The sequence below is a fragment of the Acidovorax sacchari genome (assembly GCF_042847045.1).
GTDB lineage: Bacteria > Pseudomonadota > Gammaproteobacteria > Burkholderiales > Burkholderiaceae_C > Paracidovorax > Paracidovorax sacchari.
In genome coordinates this window covers 2,807,951-2,825,544 of record NZ_AP035783.1, presented here as the reverse complement: position 1 = coordinate 2,825,544, position 17,594 = coordinate 2,807,951, and the positions used below count along the sequence as shown (strand labels likewise).

12 protein-coding genes and 1 tRNA gene are annotated in these 17,594 nt (G+C 68.6%); 2 read left to right on the top strand and 11 right to left on the bottom strand.

The annotated features are described in order from the left end of the window. Nucleotides 1-6: 6 nt before the first annotated feature. The 5 genes from ACGHC0_RS12755 to ACGHC0_RS12735 all read right to left on the bottom strand — a co-directional run bounded on the left by ACGHC0_RS12755 (nt 7) and on the right by ACGHC0_RS12735 (nt 9,981). Complete coding sequence (locus ACGHC0_RS12755; protein WP_415265751.1) at nt 7-1,131, bottom strand: cell division protein FtsZ; 1,125 nt, start codon at nt 1,129-1,131, stop codon at nt 7-9. Between the two features lie 66 nt (nt 1,132-1,197). Further along, nucleotides 1,198-4,725, bottom strand: coding sequence for a chromosome segregation protein SMC (gene smc, locus ACGHC0_RS12750; RefSeq protein WP_415265750.1), 3,528 nt, complete (start codon nt 4,723-4,725; stop codon nt 1,198-1,200). Nucleotides 4,726-5,027: 302 nt separating this feature from the next. Then, nucleotides 5,028-5,405: a YnfA family protein gene (locus ACGHC0_RS12745; protein WP_368355538.1), complete on the bottom strand. Its 378-nt coding sequence runs from the start codon at nt 5,403-5,405 to the stop codon at nt 5,028-5,030. Then, the gene (locus ACGHC0_RS12740; RefSeq protein WP_415265749.1) at nt 5,374-8,502 is read right to left on the bottom strand and encodes an EAL domain-containing protein; all 3,129 of its coding nucleotides are present in this window, start codon (nt 8,500-8,502) and stop codon (nt 5,374-5,376) included. Before ACGHC0_RS12740 ends, ACGHC0_RS12745 begins: the two co-directional genes overlap by 32 nt. Nucleotides 8,503-8,706: 204 nt before the next feature. After that, entirely contained in the window at nt 8,707-9,981 is a 1,275-nt protein-coding gene (locus tag ACGHC0_RS12735; protein WP_415265748.1) for an SLC13 family permease, read from the bottom strand. Nucleotides 9,982-10,228: 247 nt separating this feature from the next. On the opposite strand from ACGHC0_RS12735, the gene ACGHC0_RS12730 reads away from it, so the two are divergent. After that, nucleotides 10,229-12,064 carry an ABC transporter ATP-binding protein gene (locus ACGHC0_RS12730; protein WP_415265747.1) on the top strand — a complete coding sequence of 612 codons (1,836 nt, stop codon included), beginning with the start codon at nt 10,229-10,231 and terminating at the stop codon, nt 12,062-12,064. A 54-nt stretch (nt 12,065-12,118) separates the two neighbouring features. Here the strand turns inward: ACGHC0_RS12730 and ACGHC0_RS12725 are convergent, their stop codons facing one another. Together ACGHC0_RS12725 and ACGHC0_RS12720 are read right to left on the bottom strand one after the other, a co-directional pair. Then, on the bottom strand, nt 12,119-12,682 hold the full coding sequence (locus ACGHC0_RS12725) for a sugar O-acetyltransferase (RefSeq protein WP_415265746.1): 564 nt from the start codon (nt 12,680-12,682) through the stop codon (nt 12,119-12,121). A 130-nt stretch (nt 12,683-12,812) separates the two neighbouring features. Beyond that, nucleotides 12,813-13,088 (bottom strand): hypothetical protein, encoded by a 276-nt coding sequence (locus ACGHC0_RS12720; RefSeq protein ID WP_368355533.1) that lies wholly within the window; start codon nt 13,086-13,088, stop codon nt 12,813-12,815. 735 nt (nt 13,089-13,823) lie between these two features. Between ACGHC0_RS12720 and ACGHC0_RS12715 the strand changes: the two genes are divergently transcribed. After that, complete coding sequence (locus ACGHC0_RS12715; RefSeq protein WP_415265745.1) at nt 13,824-13,982, top strand: DUF3309 family protein; 159 nt, start codon at nt 13,824-13,826, stop codon at nt 13,980-13,982. A 191-nt stretch (nt 13,983-14,173) separates the two neighbouring features. Here the strand turns inward: ACGHC0_RS12715 and ACGHC0_RS12710 are convergent. The 4 genes from ACGHC0_RS12710 to pheT form a co-directional block, all read right to left on the bottom strand. Continuing rightward, nucleotides 14,174-14,250 (bottom strand) — tRNA-Pro (locus ACGHC0_RS12710). 28 nt (nt 14,251-14,278) lie between these two features. Further along, nucleotides 14,279-14,671: a MerR family transcriptional regulator gene (locus tag ACGHC0_RS12705; RefSeq protein ID WP_415265744.1), complete on the bottom strand. Its 393-nt coding sequence runs from the start codon at nt 14,669-14,671 to the stop codon at nt 14,279-14,281. Nucleotides 14,672-14,787: 116 nt separating this feature from the next. After that, nucleotides 14,788-15,153: an integration host factor subunit alpha gene (locus tag ACGHC0_RS12700; protein ID WP_368355531.1), complete on the bottom strand. Its 366-nt coding sequence runs from the start codon at nt 15,151-15,153 to the stop codon at nt 14,788-14,790. After that, nucleotides 15,153-17,591 carry a phenylalanine--tRNA ligase subunit beta gene (pheT, locus tag ACGHC0_RS12695; protein ID WP_415265743.1) on the bottom strand — a complete coding sequence of 813 codons (2,439 nt, stop codon included), beginning with the start codon at nt 17,589-17,591 and terminating at the stop codon, nt 15,153-15,155. Before pheT ends, ACGHC0_RS12700 begins: the two co-directional genes overlap by 1 nt. Nucleotides 17,592-17,594: the final 3 nt, after the last annotated feature.

Sequence of the window (17,594 nt, the reverse complement as noted above, 5' to 3'; positions counted from 1 at the left end):
CGATGTTCAGCTGAACAGCCGCCGTGCCAGCACTGAACCGGCCGACAGCTCGCGGCTGTCGAGCTTGTCGTAGAGCAGTTCGAGGTCCGCGGCGATCGGGTCCATGGTCATGGCAGGCAGCGGCGTACCGTTCTGGTCGCACAACACGCCATCCATGGCCTGGCCCAGGGACGCAGCCACCTCCCGCAGCCGGGCGAAAGGCTGCTCGCTGCGGTGGACCTGCGCCACGTCCAGGCTGAGCGTGATGTCGCGGATCGCCGACTGCTCTGGATCTTCCGACAGGGCAGCCTGGGTGTCGTAGGACAGCGTGAGCACCGGTGGCAGCCCCTGCCCGCCGGCCGGCAGGACCAGGCGGCCGGGCATGGCGCCGGACGTGAAGCCCTGGCGCAGCGCATTCTGCTGCACGTAGCCCGGGCTCCATGCCGCATGGCGGGCGCGCAGGCAGAATGCCAGCTGTGCGTCATGGTCGCTGGCGAACTGGTCCAGCTCCCGGGCACGGGCGACCTCGTGCAGCATGTCGGGAAAATCAGGCGTGGCGTTGATCGCATCCGCGAAGCCCTGGGCCTTGAGCACGAACTCGGAGAACTCGATCTCGTTGAGGGCTCCCACGCGGTTGGCGAGTTGCACCCCGGCCTGGAACTGGGTGTAGCGCTGTCCGGGCACGGGCGTTTCCCACTGCTGGGCCGCCTCGTTGAAGCCTTCGATGGCGAACGGCTTGCTGCCGGCCCGGCGGGTGGTCGGCAACGCGGCCAGCGCGGCGTCGCCGGAGACGACCTGCTCGGGAACGATCGGTGCGATGGCATCGATCAGCGGGTCGAGCCCTCCCCTGCGTTCGGTGGGAGGCACGGGCATCTGGAGCGAATCCTGCCAATCCACGGAATGGCCGCCCTGGCGGTCCTCGCCTGCGGATACCGGCTGGGGCGAGCCCGGGGACAGGCCGCCCACCGGTCCGGCAGGCAGGTCGAAACCCGGCTCCTGGCGCACCAGCGGATCGGCGCCGCCTGCCTCGGGGCCCTCCTGCGGACTGGCCCGCTTGGGCGCATTGCGGTGGGTGGTCCAGGCGTTGTAGGCGACGACGATGGCCAATACCACGCCACCCGCGATGATGAGGCCGAGTTGGAAATTGCTCATGGTGTGAGTGAAACGATGTAACGCGGTGGCCGGCTGCCCTGCTTCATGCGGATTTGCTGTAGGACATCAGGCCTCGGCCATCGACAGCGCGGACTCCATGTCCACGGCGACGATGCGCGAAACCCCCTGCTCCTGCATCGTCACGCCGATGAGTTGCTCGGCCATTTCCATGGCGATCTTGTTGTGGCTGATGAAAAGGAACTGCGTGCCGCGGCTCATGCTCGCGACGAGTTTGGCATAGCGTTCGGTGTTCGCGTCGTCCAGCGGCGCGTCCACCTCGTCCAGCAGGCAGAACGGCGCCGGGTTGAGCTGGAAGATGGCGAAGACCAGCGCGATGGCCGTCAGCGCCTTCTCTCCGCCGGAAAGCAGGTGGATGGTCTGGTTCTTCTTGCCCGGAGGCTGCGCCATCACCTGCACGCCGGAGTCGAGGATTTCGTCACCGGTCATGATGAGCCGCGCCTGCCCGCCGCCGAACAGTTCGGGGAACATGCGGCCGAAATGGCCGTTCACGGTCTCGAAGGTGCCGGACAGCAGCGTGCGCGTCTCGGCGTCGATCTTGCGGATCGCGTCCTCGAGCGTGTTCATCGCCAGGGTCAGGTCTTCGGTCTGCGCGTCGAGGAAGGTCTTGCGCTCGCGGGCCAGCTGCAACTCGTCCAGCGCGGCGAGGTTGACCGCGCCCAGGGCGGTGATCTCGCGGTGGAGCCGGTCGATCTCGGATTGCAGGCCGGCGGCTCGCACGCCGCCCTCTTCGATGGAGCGCGCCACGGCGTCCAGGTCGGCCTGTGCATCCGCGAGCAGGCTGGTGTATTGCTCCAGGCCCAGCCGCGCCGCCTGCTCCTTGAGCTGGAAATCGGTGATGCGCTGGCGCAGCGGATCGAGCGCGCGCTCCAGCTGCAGCCGCCGCTCGTCACTCGCGCGCAGTCGGGCCGTGAGATCGTCGTATTCGCTGCGCTGCGCGGCCAGGGCCTTCTCGCGCTCCATCTTCAGCTCCAGCGCCTGCTGAAGGCCGCCTTGCGCCGCCGCGGAAGACAGGCGGCCCATTTCGTCCTGGGCGCGCTGGCGCTCGTCCTCCAGCGATGCGACCTGCGTGCGCGCGGTGTCGATGGTGCGCGCCAGTTCGGCCCGCCGCGCTTCCAGGCTGCGGCGGGAGAAAGTCGCTTCCTGCGCCTGCCTCTCCAGGGCCCGCTGCTGCTCGCGGCACTCGTTCAGGCGCCGCTCGGCCTCGATCACGCGGTCGCCCAGCTGGGCATGGCGCTCCTGGCTGTCGGCGAGCTGCATGTCCAGTTCTTCGAAACGCGCCTCCGAAGCCACCGAACGCTCCTGAAGGTCCGCCAGTTGGGCCTCCACCTCGGCCAGGTCGGCGCCGATCTGCTCGCTCCGTGCCCGGGCCTGCTCCGCCAGCTGGTTCAGGCGCAGGCTCTCGACCTGCAATTCGTGGCGCCGGCCCTGGGCTTCGCTGGCCTCCCGCCGGGCCGCCACCAGCCGTTGCGAGGCATCTGCATAAGCCGCTTCGGCACGGACCAGCGCGGTGCGCGATTCCTCGTGGATGAGCGCCTGTGCCCGCAGTTCTTTCTCGAGGTGCTCGATTTCCTGGGCGCGCGCGAGCAGGCCCGATTGCTCCGAATCCTGCGCATAGAAACTCACGCCGTGCGCGCTGACCGCATGCCCGCCGGGAACGTATATCGCCTCGCCCGGCCGCAGCTGGGTCCGGCGGTCCAGCGCCTCGTCCAGCGTGGCGGCTGTCTGGCATCCCTGCAGCCAGTCCTCCAGCACGGCACGCAGGCCGGCCTCCGGCACACGCAGCAGGTCGGCCAGCCGCGCCGCGGCCGATGCCGTACCGGACGCGCCCGCGGCGGACGGCGCGCTGTAGAAGGCCAGGCGGGCGGGAGGTGCATCCTGCCCGCCGGCGCCGAGGAAGCCGCGGACGGTATCCAGGCGCCCGACCTCCAGCGCCCCCAGGCGCTCGCGCAGCGCGGCTTCCAGCGCGTTCTCCCAGCCGGGCTCGATGTGCAGTCGGCTCCACAGGCCCTGCAGCCCGTCCAGCCCGTGCCGGGCCAGCCACGGCTTGAGCTTGCCGTCCGTGCGGACCTTCTCCTGCAGAGCCTTGAGCGCCTCCAGGCGTGCCGAGAGGTCTGCCTGCCGGGCGCCTTCGGCGTTCGCGGCCTGCTGCCGCTGGCGGCGCTCTTCGTCCAGCTGGGGAACGCTGTCCTGCAGTTCGGCCAGCCGTGCCTCCGCCATTTCGGCGGCCTCCTCGGCCTCCTGCAATTGCCCGTTCAGGTTGGCCAGGCGCGCTTCGTCGGGGGCCGCCAGGGCATTGCGATCGGCACGCAGGCGCTCGTGCCGCGATTCCGCCTGCCGCCGCTGCTCCTGCAGGCTGCGCTGCTCGGCCGCCAGCACCTGGATCTGCTGCTGCACCTGTACCACCGACGCGCGCTGCGCTTCGGAGCGTTGCTGCGCCTGGCGCAGGGCTTCCTCCAGGTCGGGCATCTGCATCGCCTGTTCCTCGACCTGGGCGGCGAGCATCTCCGCGCGCTCCTCCGCATCCACCCCGGCGCCGGCGAGGTTTTCCATCTCGGCCTCGGCCTCTTCCTTGCGGGCCGACCATTGCACGATCTGCTCGGCCAACTGGGCCAGCCGCTGCTCCACGCGCTGGCGCCCTTCCACCACATAGCGGATCTCCGCCTCCAGCTTGCCGACCTCCGCGGTCGCCTCGTAGAGCCGGCCCTGCGCCTGGTTGACCTGGTCACCGGCGGCATAGTGGGCCTGGCGGATGGTTTCCAGATCCGCCTCCACATGGCGCAGGTCGGCCATGCGGGATTCCAGGTCGTTCACCGCCTGCAGCCCTTCCGTGCGAACGCGGTTCTGTTCGGCTTCCGCATCGGCGCGCTTGAGGAACCAGAGCTGGTGCTGCCGCAGCGTCACGTCCGACTGCAGGGCGTTATAGCGGGCCGCCACCTCCGCCTGCTTTTCCAGGCGTTCCAGGTTCGCGTTCAGCTCGCGCAGGATGTCCTCCACGCGCGTGAGGTTCTCGCGGGTGTCGGCCAGGCGGTTCTCGGTCTCGCGGCGGCGCTCCTTGTATTTGGAGACGCCCGCCGCCTCCTCCAGGAAAAGCCTCAGCTCTTCCGGACGCGATTCGATGATGCGGCTGATCGTCCCCTGTCCGATGATGGCGTACGCGCGGGGCCCCAGGCCGGTGCCCAGGAACACGTCCTGCACGTCGCGGCGGCGCACGGGCTGGTTGTTGATGAAATAGCTGCTGTTGCCCTCGCGCGTGAGCACGCGCTTGACGGCAATCTCGGCGTACTGGTTCCATTGCCCGCCAGCCCGGTGGTCCGCGTTATCGAAGACCAGTTCCACGCTCGAGCGGCTGGCGGGCTTGCGGTGCGTGGTTCCATTGAAGATCACGTCCTGCATCGATTCGCCGCGCAGCTCGCTCGCCTTGGACTCTCCCAGTACCCATCGCACCGCGTCCATGATGTTGGACTTGCCGCAGCCGTTGGGGCCCACCACGCCCACGAGCTGCCCCGGGAGCACGAAGTGCGTGGGTTCGGCGAACGACTTGAAGCCGGCGAGTTTGATGGAGTTGAGGCGCACGGATGGGGCGGCAGGCTTGGGTGCAGCGTGGCAAAGGGCGGCAAGGCAATGCCCGGAGCGGACGGACGGCAAAGCCTCCCGTGCCTGCGGGTCAGCGCCGGATGATACCGTGGCCCACCGGCCCGCCAGCCGTTTCCGGGCTTCGCGCGTGCCGCCGATGCTTCGCCCGCGAGGGCCGGTGGCTGGCCTGTCGCCTTGGCAGGAGGCCATCGGCCGCGGCATGTCCGCCAGAGAACTGCGATCGTTCTTCCTTCGAAATGCAACCGCCGCGACGGGCGCAGGCCGGCGGGCCGGGAGCCCTCTCAGGCCGCGCCGCGGGGCGCGAAGGCGATGATGGCCATGCCCGCCAGCGTCACCCCTGCGCCGGCAAGGTCCCAGCGGTCGGGCCGGATGCCGTCCACCGCCCAGAGCCAGCCCAGCGCAACGGCCACGTACACCCCTCCATAGGCAGCATAGACGCGTCCGGCTGCTGCAGGATGCAGGGTGAGCAGCCAGGCGAACAGGGCCAGGCACGCAGCCCCCGGCACCAGAAGCCAGGCACTGCGGCCCTGGCGCAGCCACAGCCACGGCAGGTAGCATCCCGCGATTTCCGCCAGCGCCGTCACGGTGTACAGCACGAGGGTCTTGAATTCCGCCGCGCCTGCCACGTCAGTCCATTGCCGGGGGAGCGCCAGCTGCATCCGGTGGCGGGAACGAAAGGACCAGGCGCTCGAAGTCGTCCGCGCTCACGGGGCGGCTCAACAGATACCCTTGCCAGGCGTGGCAATGGTTGCGCTCCAGGAAGACGCGCTGCGCCTCCGTCTCCACGCCTTCGGCGATGACCCGCAGCCCCAGGCTGGTGCCCAGGGCCACGATGGTCCGGGCAATGGATGCATCGTTCGGATCCGTGAGCACATCGCGCACGAAGCTCTGGTCGATCTTGAGCTCATCGAGCGGCAGGCGCTTGAGGTAGGCCAGCGACGAATATCCGGTACCGAAATCGTCCAGGGAAAACCCCACGCCGTAGGCACGCAACTGCTGCATCTTCTGGATGGTGTCTTCCAGGTCCTGCTGCAGAAGGCTTTCCGTCATCTCGAGCTTGAGGCGACGCCCTTCCGCGCCCGTGCCCGCCAGCGCCGCAAGCACCTGCCCGACGAAGCCGCCCTGGTGGAACTGCCGTGCGCTCACGTTCACCGACAGGCTGATCTGGGAGAGCACCGGATGGCGCGACCATTGGGCCAGCCGTTCGCACGCGGCACGCAGCACCCATTCCCCCAGGGGGAGGATGAGCCCGGTTTCCTCCGCAAGCGGAATGAACTCGCCAGGCGAGACGAAACCGCGGCCCGGATGGCGCCACCGCAGCAGGGCTTCGGCCCCCACGATATGGCCGTGGTGCACCTGGGGCTGGTAGAACAGTTCGAATTCGCCACGGCCCAGGCCGTCCCGCAGGTCGGTTTCCAGGGCCGCGCGTGCAGCGACCGATGCCTGCATCTGCGGATCGTAGAACCGCAGCGCATTGCGGCCACTGGCCTTGGCCTGGTACATGGCCAGGTCCGTGCGCTGCAGCAGCTCGTCCACCGTCTCCCGCGCTCCCTGGAACACGGTCACGCCCATGCTCAGGGTGGTATGGTGGGCCTCGCCCTCCAGCATGAACGGATGCCGCATCGCCGCCAGGATCTTCTGCCCCATCTCCTCCGCCCGGGCAGCAGCGCCCTGCGGGCTCTGCCCCAGGTCTTCCAGCACCACGACGAACTCGTCGCCCCCATGCCGCGCCACCGTGTCCTCGTTCTGCACGCAGCCGCGCAGGCGCTGGGCCACCTGGCGCAGGAGCATGTCGCCGCGCTCGTGCCCCTGGGTCTCGTTGAGGGTCTTGAAGTTATCCAGGTCCAGCATGAGCACCGCGCCGCACCGTCCGCGGCGCACACTGGCAGCCAGTGCCTGCTGCAGCCGGTCCACCAGCAGCCGCCGATTGGGCAACTGCGTCAGGGGGTCGTAGTAGGCCAGATAGTGGATCTCCTCCTCAGCGGCCTTGTGCTGGCTCAGGTCCATCATCGTGATGAGGCAGGCACCGTCCAGCAGCACCCCGGCCATGTCCACCGTGCGCACGGAGCCATCGCCGCAGGTGATGGCGTACTCGCGCGATGGCAGCGTGCCGTCGCCGGCCCGTGCAGCGGTGCATGCGGCTTCCCAGTCCGCCATGGCCTGCTCCCGGCGCAGCGGGTCCGGCTGCACCGCCTGCCACCACTCGCGCACCGTGGAAGGTGCTGCGTCGGCATGGCGGCAGATCTGCTCGAAGCGCTCGTTGCGGAAGCTCAGCGTTCCGTCCCGAGCGACGAGGCAGACCCCCACCGGCAGGCGGTAGAGTATCTGCCGCAGCCGCTCCTCGCTATCGCGCTGCGCCGCTTCCATGTGCTTGCGGTCGCTGATGTCCTGAACCAGGGCGATGTGCTGGGCCGGCTGCCTGCGGTCGTCGCGCATCGGAGCCAGGCGCAGTTCGGCCCAGACCATCTGGCCATCCTTGCGGCGGTAGCGCTTCTCGTACCGGTATTCCTGCTGCCCGCCAGCCGCGAGGCGGTCGATCACGGCTTCCGTCTCGGCCTGGTCGTCCTGGTGGGTCACGTCGCGCACCGTGAGTGCCAGCAACTCCTGGGGTTCATAGCCCAGGATCTCGCAGAAACGCGCGTTCGCGCGCACGAAACGCCGGGTTGCGGTATCCACCTGCGCCACGCCCACGGCGGCCTGGTCGAACAGCGTCTGGAAAGGATCTTTCAGCGCAGCGCTGCGCCAGCGCCAGGAGACCGCCAGGAGCACCAGCAGCAAGGTTGCAAGCGCTCCCGCCGTGGCGGCCAGCCAGGGCACCGCCTGCTCGGCGGCAGAAAGGAAACTGCCCTCCGAAACGAACGTCAGCTTCCACCGGCGGTCGTAGATCTGCAGTTCGCGCTCGTAGCGATGTGTGCCGGACGCCGTGGCCGGCAGATCCAGCATCGTCCGGGCGCCGGAGGGCTGCGCACCTCGTACCGAGCCGACATCCTGCACACCCAGGGCCAGCCCTGCGAGGCGCCCTTCCTCGCGCAACGCGTTGACAAGGTCATGGAACCGTATCGCGGCGGCCACGGAACCCACATAGCGCGGGCCGCCCCCTGCGTCGGTGAACACCGGCAGGCGCAGGCTGAACGCGGCGCGGTGCTCGGAGACCTGCAGCATGTCATAAGGGGCGGAAGCGATGGCGCTGCCGCTGTCGCGGCTGTAGCGCACGGATTCCATGGTGGAGGGCACGGCCCCGATGTCCAGTCCCACGACCCCCATGTTGCCCGACCGTGGCCACACGTAGTCCGCGATGTAGTAGTCCGGGCGATCGCCTTTCGGACGTATGGCGAACTCCGGCATGCCGTCGGCGGCCAGGGAGGCATCGGCCCGCACCGATGCTTCGAACGCGGCCCTGTCGGCATGCAGCACGTAGCGCGTGAACGCCAGGTTGACGATGCCCGCGTACTGGGGCCAGAGCCGCAGTTCGCGCAAGGCGTTGTCGAACTCGGCTCGGGTCAGGTGGGGATTGACGATGAAGAGCCCGCGCACCCCCGTGAGCAGTCCGAGGTAGCGCCCGACATGGGCCTCGAGCGCGACGGTGGCCGCCGAAGCCTTGCGCTCGAAGCGCGCCTGCGCAATGGCTTCCACCGACATCCGCTGCCATTCCCAGAGCCCGGCCCCCACGCCCAGCGCCAGCAGCGCCAGCAGCACCGCAGAAATGCCCAGCCACGGAAACCGTGCAGGCGGGCGCAAAGCGAGGGGCGAAGGCATGGGCGGCAGAAAGCGGAACACGCGCGGAGCACGTGGATGCGGCACAGCGGGATGGAATGAAACGTCTGAGGATAGCTTCAACGGAGCGCCGTTTTTGCGAGCTGGAGCCGTTTGGGCTTTTTTGTGACAATCATGTACCCGGCCCTCATAGCTTTCACCGGTTACGTACTGCTCTGCAGAGATGCCGGGCCGGGCGGCAACGGCCTACAGCCCGGCAGCGGTCATGCCCGTCAGCACCAGAAGGGCTGCCGCAAGCGCGGGAGGCATCACCCAGGCACCGAACTTCAGGAACTGCAGCGCACTCACCTCGATGCCTTCGCGCCGCAGTGCGGCCAGCCACAGGAGGGTCGCGAGCGAGCCGGTAATGGAAAGGTTGGGGCCGAGATCGATCCCGATGAGGGCCGCGGCGCGCAGCGGCTCTGCGGCATGGGCAGCCTCCAGTGCGGCACCAGCCAGCAGGCCGGCCGGCAGGTTGTTCACCAGATTGGCGCCGAAGCCCAGCAAGGCCCCGAGCGCCGGGCCCGCAGCCAGCGGCGCGGCCGTTGCGGCCTCGGACAGCATGCGGGCCAGATGCCCCACCACACCGGTGACTTCCAGCGCCTGCACGAAAACGAAGAGCCCGGCCACCAGCGGCAGTACGCCCCATGACACCGACTTCAACACCGGCCCCACCTGGTGGCCGCAGCCCGCGCGCAGCAACACCAACGTCAGCAGAGCCGCCCCCAGCGTCGGAGCGCCCAGCGGAATCCGCCACCAGGCGCACCCCACGAGCACCACCGCCGACACCGCCAGACCTGCGGCCGCCAGACGCCCACCGGCACCCAGCGGGCGGGCGGGCAGCTCAGCAGCCACAGGCCGGTCGATCTCCCGCCGGACGCGCCATTTCAGGACCCAGTACGTGGCGCCGATCGCCGCGACGGACGGCAGGCCGAACAGCGCCAGCCAATGGGGCAGCGACGGCATCTGCCCACCGCCCCACAGGACGAGGTTGGCCGGATTGGAGATGGGCAGAAGAAAACTGGCCGCGTTGGCCACGAAAGCGCAGATCAGCAGATACGGCAGCGGCGCCGCGCCCACGGCCCGCGCCACGGCGATCACGGCCGGCGTGAGCACGACCGCGGTGGCATCGTTGGACAGCGTCGCGGTCACGAGCGTCCCGACGCCGAAAACCCATGCAAAAAGGCGCTCGCCGGAGCCCCGCGCCCGGCGCGCCGCCTCGATGGCCAGCCAGTCGAACACCCCTTCGCGGCGGGCCATTTCCGACAACAGCATCATGCCGGCCAGGAACAGATACACGTCGTGCCCACGCAGCACGCCCTTCCATGCCTCCGCCCAGGGCAACAGGCCGGACACGGCGAGCACGAGGGCGCCGCCCACGGCCCACACGGCCTCGGGAACGCGTGCAGGCCGCAGGATGACGGCAGCGGTGGCGACGGCGATCACGCCCCACGTCCACCCGGGATGGGCCATTGTCAGCATGGAAAGCGGTTCCTTTCTGTGCGCGGCCGCCGGGGCAGCCCTCGGCGCGCGCTGTTGTATGGTTCTCTCTCAGGGGCGGTGCCGCCTGTCGGACGCGGATTCTAGGGAACGCGGCAGTGGCCATCGCCGGGAATGGCCCTCGCCGCCCAGAACGCGACCTTGGCCTACACGGCGCCGATTGACCCCTTCCGCATGTGTGGCGCGCAGCCCACCTACCATTGCGGCCTGATCAGGAGAGAGCCTGCCCGTGTTCCAGTATTTCGAAAACCGCGTCCCCCCCTACCCCTCCACCGAACCCACCTTGCCGCCCAAGGGCTTCATGGCTTTCGTGTGGGCCTGCACACAAGGCCTGCGCGGCCATGTGATGGCAATGGCGGGGCTGTCGGCAGCCATCGCCGTCTATGAGGCGTTCCTGTTCTCGGTCCTCGGGCACCTGGTGGACTGGTTGTCCGGCACGGCGCCCGACAGCCTGTGGACGGGGCACCGGGGCGCCCTCTGGCTGATCGCGGGCCTCATGGTGGCCAGCATCGGGCTGGTGGTCCTGCAGACGAGCGTGAAGCACCAGGTGCTCGCCATCAACTTCCCGCTGCGGTTGCGCTGGAACTTCCACCGCCTGATGCTCGGCCAGAGCATGTCCTTCTATGCGGACGAATTCGCCGGCCGCATCACCACCAAGATCATGCAGACGGCGCTCGCCGTGCGCGACATGATCTTCACGACCACCGATGTGGTGATCGGCATGGGCGTCTACCTGGTCACCATCCTTGCGCTGGCCGCCGGCTTCGACGCCCGGCTGCTCCTGCCCTTCGCGCTGTGGGTGCTGTGCTATGCCGCCGCCTGCTGGTACTTCGTCCCCCGGCTGGGCAAGGTGGGCAAGGCACAGGCCGATGCCCGTTCCGTGATGACGGGCCGCATCACCGACGCCTACACCAACATCGCCACCGTGAAGCTGTTCTCCCACACCCGGCGAGAGGCGGAATTCGCCCGCGCGGCCATGGACGCGTTCAAGCACACGGGCTATGCGCAGATGCGTCTCGTGAGCACGTTCGAGATCGTCAACCATGTGCTGGTGGTCGCCATGATCCTGGGAGCCTGCGGCACGGCGCTGTGGCTCTGGTCCATGGGCCAGGTGGGCGCGGGCGCGGTGGCGGCCGTCACGGCCATGGCGCTGCGGGTTTCGGGCCATGCGCACTGGGTCATGTGGGAAGTGACCACGCTGTTCGAGAGCGTCGGCACCATCCAGGACGGCATCAACACCCTCACCCGCCCCCGCACCGTGGTGGATGCGCCGGACGCCCACCCCCTGGCGGTGACGCGCGGCGAGGTGACGTTCGAGGGCGTGACCTTCGGCTACCAGCCGGGCCGCCCCGTGATCGACGACCTGCACCTGACCATCCGGCCCGGCGAGCGCATCGGCCTGATCGGACGCTCCGGCGCGGGCAAGTCCACGCTCGTGAACCTGCTGCTGCGCTTCCACGACGTGCAGGCCGGCCGCGTGCTCATCGACGGCCAGGACATCGCCCACGTGACCCAGGACAGCCTTCGCCAGTCCATCGGCATGGTCACGCAGGACACATCCCTGCTGCATCGCTCGATGCGCGACAACATCCTCTACGGTCGCCCCGACGCCACGGACGCGCAGATGCACGAGGCCGCCGAACGCGCGGAAGCCGCAGCCTTCATCGAACAGCTCACCGACCTGCAGGGCCGCGGCGGCTACGACGCGCAGGTGGGCGAGCGCGGAGTGAAGCTGTCGGGCGGCCAGCGTCAGCGCGTGGCCATCGCCCGGGTCATGCTGAAGGATGCGCCCATCCTGCTGCTGGACGAGGCCACGAGCGCGCTCGATTCGGAAGTGGAAGCCGCCATCCAGCAAAGCCTGGACACCCTGATGCAGGGCAAGACCGTCATCGCCATCGCCCACCGCCTCTCCACCATCGCGGCTCTGGACCGGCTCATCGTGCTCGACGCCGGCCGCATCGCGGAGCAGGGTACCCATGCCGAACTGCTGGCCCAGGGAGGCGTGTATGCCCGGCTGTGGGCGCACCAGAGCGGCGGCTTCCTGGGAGAGCCCGACGGCACCTGACCGCCGGCGGCAAAGGAAAAGCCGTCGCCGGGCAGCGGTCTCGCGGCGTTCCTCTCAGCGGGGGCGCAGCGGCCGCGCGGGATTGCCGCCCACGGTGGCCCCGGCCGCCACGTCGCGCGTGACGACGCTGCCCGCACCGATCACCGCGCCATCCCCCACCGTCACGCCCGGCAGCAGGATCGCCCCGCCGCCGATCCAGACGTCGCGGCCGATGTGCACCGGCCTGCCCGACTCGAGCCCGGTGGCTCGGGTGGCTGCGTCGCGGGGGTGGTCCGCCGCGTAGATCTGCACGCCGGGCCCGATCTGTGTTCCGTCGCCGATGCACACTTCGACCACGTCGAGGATCACGCAATTGAAGTTCAGGAACACGCCCGATCCCAGGTGGATGTTGAAACCGTAGTCGCAATGGAACGGCGGCCGCACCGCCGTGCCTTCGCCCACGGAACCCAGCCCCTCCACCAGCAGCATGTGCCGCCCGCGCGCATCCAGGCGGGCATGGGCCGTCATGTCGTTGTACCGGGCCATCCAGCGGCGCGCGGCGGCCATGTCGGCCTGCAGTTCAGGATCACCGGCATGGTAGAGCTCGCCGGCCAGCATTTTCTGTTTCTCGGTCGCCATGGCGCATTGTGGTCCGGCGATTGGGGGGCGCCTGTCGGAAACCCACCCGAATCGCGACGGCCATGCAAGGCGATCGGCAGGTGCCGGCACCTGCCGTGCAGGCCCCGGGTGCAGGGACCCATTGCACGCATCAGGTGATCAGATCGGCCTGGGACTTGCCCAGCGATTTGATGGCCTTGGCGACGCCTTCGCTGCTCTTGATCGTGAACTCGTTGAGCGCAGCCTGCATCTGCGCCCGCACGGAGGCTTCGGTGAGCGCGTTCTGGTTCGCCATCTGCTGCTCCTGCGCCGTGATGGCCCGGCGTGTGGAGCCATCGGGCCGGTGCGGATCGCCCTCACCGTCTTCCGGATCATCGTCGCCATGGCCGAAGGACGGGTGGGACGGAGTCGGCGGGAAGTGAGGCATCGAGAAATCCGGCCCCATTCCATGCGGCAGGCCGCCGTCCCCATCGAATGGAATGTCTTCGCCGGCATGTCCGTGGGCTTTTCCGCCGGACGCTGCCAGGGGTTCGGCGGGCTCGCCACCCTCCGCGTGCGGTGGCGGCACGGCATGCAGCGTTGTCACCGCTGCAGGGCGGCCGTGTGCAGGCAATGGATGCTCCGTGCTTTCCGGGGCGGCCTCCTGGCGGGATGCCGCTGTCGCAGGCGTTTCCTCCGGGTTGTGCAAAGCGCGCTGCCGCTGGAACAGCGCATTGCCCCGCAGGCTGGAAGGACTCGCCAGCAACCGGCCACGCGGCGGCAGGGCTGCCTGGCCCCCACTGGATGCAGGCCGCTCACGCCCGAACAGCCCTGCCGGGGCATCGGGGCCCTTCCGGGATTCGGTTCGCGGTGGCGGAGGCGCGGCATCCGCCTCCTTGGACAGCGGCTGGCGCAGGGCCGACAACGGTGATGAGAGAGCGCCGGTGCGTGCGTTCATGGCATAGAGACGATGGATGTATTGCACACCAGTGTGCGGGGCGCGAAATACCGGGGGCGCGATCGCCGCGAAGCGGGCCCCATGCATCCGAAAAAGGAAGCGCCTGCGCCGGCTGCGTCGATCCCCTCCTACGCCCGCGAGCGCTTCCGGCCTGCCGCACGCCCCCCGGCCCCCTTCAACAATGCCTCCACACCAACTCTCCACAACATACGGAAGGGCAACACCATGTCGATCTCCCTCATCCTGATCCTCATCCTGATCCTCATCCTGATCGGTGTGCTGCCGACCTGGGGCCACAGCCGCTCCTGGGGTTATGGGCCCAGCGGCGGCGTGGGCTTGGTCGTGGTGATTCTGCTCATCCTGCTGCTGATGGGACGCATCTGACCGCCCCAGGCGTCCGAGGGCCTCTGGGAGGCTCCAAGCGACAAGGCCCGGTGCATTGCACCGGGCCTTTTTCTTTGAGGGAGGATGCAGCGCCAGGCAGAGCCAGCAACCTGGAGCGAACCGAGGTCGGGCCCAAGGCCCGCCAAAGAAAAAAGGCCCAGCTTCTTTCAAAGCTGGGCCTCTCACATCAATGGTCGGCGTGGCGGGATTCGAACTCGCGACCCCTTGCACCCCATGCAAGTGCGCTACCAGGCTGCGCTACACGCCGACAAGACTTAGATTATATAGGCAAAAAATCAGTGGTCGGACAAAAGTGCACGAATTTCCAATAATTCTTTCCGCACCCCTTCCAGGGACAGGCCGCCGCGTTCCGACAGGGCCCCTGCGCTGCCCATCGCCACCGGCGCATCGGCCTCCTCGCCCTCTCCATGGCTGTCCACTTCCTGCAGGCGGTTGCGCGCGCCGCTGATCGTGAAGCCCTGGTCGTACAGCAGTTCGCGGATGCGCCGGATCATCAGCACCTCGTGGTGCTGGTAGTACCTGCGATTCCCCCTGCGCTTCATGGGGCGCAGCTGCGTGAACTCCTGCTCCCAGTACCGCAGCACATGGGGCTTGACTCCGCACAGCTCGGCGACTTCGCCGATGGTGAAGTACCTTTTCGCGGGAATGGAAGGAAGCGGCGTGCCCATGGGAGTGCGCAGAGGGTAGAAGCGGACGGCGGGAAGGGTACTGCAGGGGCGGGGAACGCGCCAGCGACTCGGGCAGGTGCCGGCCGAAAGGTGCACGCGCCCCGTCCCCGCCCTCGTCAGGCGGCGGACGACCCGCCGCTCTGGATCTGCTCCTTCAGCTTGGTGCTGGCATGGAAAGTGACCACCCGGCGCGCCTGGATCGGAATGGCTTCCCCCGTGCGCGGGTTGCGCCCCGGGCGCGGTGCCTTGGTGCGGATCTGGAAGTTCCCGAAACCGGAAATCTTCACGTCCTGGCCGTCCACCAGGCGCTGCGCGATCAGGTCGAAGAACGCGTCGATCATGTCCTTGGACTCCCGCTTGTTCAAGCCGATCTGGTCGAACAGCAGTTCCGCGAGCTGCGCCTTGGTCAGCGCAGGCGTCTCCAGGCTCTCCACGGCCAGTTCCATCATGTCCGAGCCCTTGGAAGTGTTGGTCAAAGTCATCACCGCAGTCGCGCCCCCAGTTGCTGCTCCAGCTGCCGCAACACCGCCTGGAGCGATTCGTCGATCTCCGCGTCGGTAAGGGCCGTCACGCCATCGCCCAAAGCCAGCCGCACCGCGAAGCTTTTTTCTCCGGGGGCAAAGCCGGCCACGGGCTCGCCATCCTTGCCGCGCCTGGGCCGGAACACGTCGAAGAGCACCGCCGAGCGCAGGCGCGTGGCGGGCAGCGCGCCACCGATCACGCGCATCACATCCGCATGGGTCGTCTGCTCGGACACGACGATGGCGATGTCGCGCTCCACCGCCTGCTGCTTGCCCACCGCGGCGAAACGGGGGACATCGCGCGCCAGCACCGCATCCAGCTCGAGTTCGAACAGTACCGGAGCCTGGGCAAAGTCCCACTGCTGGCGCCACTTGGGATGGAGCTCGCCGACGAAGCCGATGCTGCGCCCTTCCAGCAGCACGCGCGCGCAACGCCCCGGGTGCATCGCCGGATGCTCGGCGGGCTCGAACACGGCCTTGCGCGGGGCAAGCAGCGCTTCCACGTCGCCCTTGACGTCGAAGAAGTCCACTGCGTCGTCCTTGCGGCTCCACTGCAGCACATCCGCTGCCCCGTAGGCCGCGCCTGCGACACGCATCGGCTGGTGGAAACCTTCGACCGTGGTGTCGGAGCCGGCCACGCCCGCATCGCGCAGGAACACGCGGCCCAGCTCGAACACGCGCACCCGGGGCGCCTTGCGGTCGAGGTTGAACTTCAGCACCTGCAGCAGCGATCCGAGCAGCGACGAGCGCATGACGCTCATCTGGCTGGCGATGGGATTCAGCAGCCGGATGGGCTCCGCATTGCCCGCGAGATCACGCTCCCACTGCTCTTCCACGAAGCTGAAATTGATGGTCTCCTGGTAACCGAGAGCCGCCAGCTCGCGGCGCACCGCGAATGCGCTGCGGCGGTCTTCGCGCCGCAGCTTGGGCGTGATCGGCGCGAGGGGCGGCGTCTCGGGCAGTTGGCCGTAGCCCACGATGCGCACCACTTCCTCGATGAGATCTTCCTCGATTGCGAGGTCGAAACGATAGGACGGCGGCGTGACCGTGAGCCGGCCGTCGCCTTCCTCCGGCTGCAACCCGAGCTTGCGCAGGGCATCGGCGCACTGCGCCAGCGTGAGCGGCATGCCGATCACCTTCGCGGCGCGATCGACGCGCAGCGTCACCGGCCGGGCCTGGGGCATGTTCGGCGCCTGGTCGTCGATCGGGCCGCAGACCGTCTCGGGCGTGCCGCAGATCTCCAGCACCAGTTGCGTGATGCGCTCGATATGCTCCACCGTCAACCGCGGGTCCACGCCGCGTTCGAAACGATGGCCCGCATCGGTGGAGAAGTTGAAGCGGCGCGACCGGCCTGCCACCGCCTTGGGCCACCAGAAGGCCGCCTCGATGTAGATGTGGCGCGTGCCGTCGGACACCGCGGTGGCGTCCCCGCCCATGATGCCGGCCAGCGACTCGACCTGCCGTTCGTCGGCGATCACGCCGACCTGGCCATCGACATCGACCGTGGCGCCATTGAGCAGCTTCAGCGACTCGCCCTCGCGGCCCCAGCGCACGTCCAGCCCGCCATGGATCTTCTCCAGGTCGAAGATGTGCGAAGGCCGACCCAGTTCGAACATCACATAGTTGGAGATGTCCACCAGCGGCGACACGCCTCGCTGGCCGCAGCGCGCGAGGCGGTCCAGCATCCAGCGGGGCGTGGACGCTTTCGCGTTGATGTGCCGCACCACGCGGCCGGAGAAACGTCCGCACAGGTCCGGCGCACTGATCTTCACGGGCAGCACATCGGCGCTGCCCACCGGAGCCGCGGTGAACACGGGCTCGCGCAGCGGTGCGCCCGTCAATGCCGAAACTTCGCGCGCGATGCCGTACACGCTCAGGGCGTGGGCCAGGTTGGGCGTGAGCTTGAGCGTGAACAACGTGTCGTCGAGCGCAAGATACTGGCGGATGTCCTGCCCCACCGGCGCATCCGACGGCAACTCGAACAGGCCCTCATGGTCTTCCGAGAGTTTGAGCTCGCGCGCGGAGCAGAGCATGCCCTGGCTCTCCACGCCGCGGAGCTTGCCCACCTTGATGGCGAAGGGCTTGCCGTCCTCGCCCGGGGGCAATTCGGCGCCCACCGTGGCGCAGGGCACCTTGATGCCCACGCGGGCGTTGGCCGCACCGCAGACGATGTTCAGCAGCGCGGGCTGGCCGACATCGACCTGGCACACCCGCAGCCTGTCGGCATTGGGATGCTGCACCGCCTCCTTGATCTCACCCACCACCACGCCATGGAACGGGGGCGCGACGGGGGACAGCTCCTCCACCTCAAGGCCTGCCATGGTGAGGGTTTCGGCCAGCTCTGCCGTGGACAGGGGCGGGTTGCAGAATTCGCGCAGCCAGGATTCAGGAAATTGCATAGT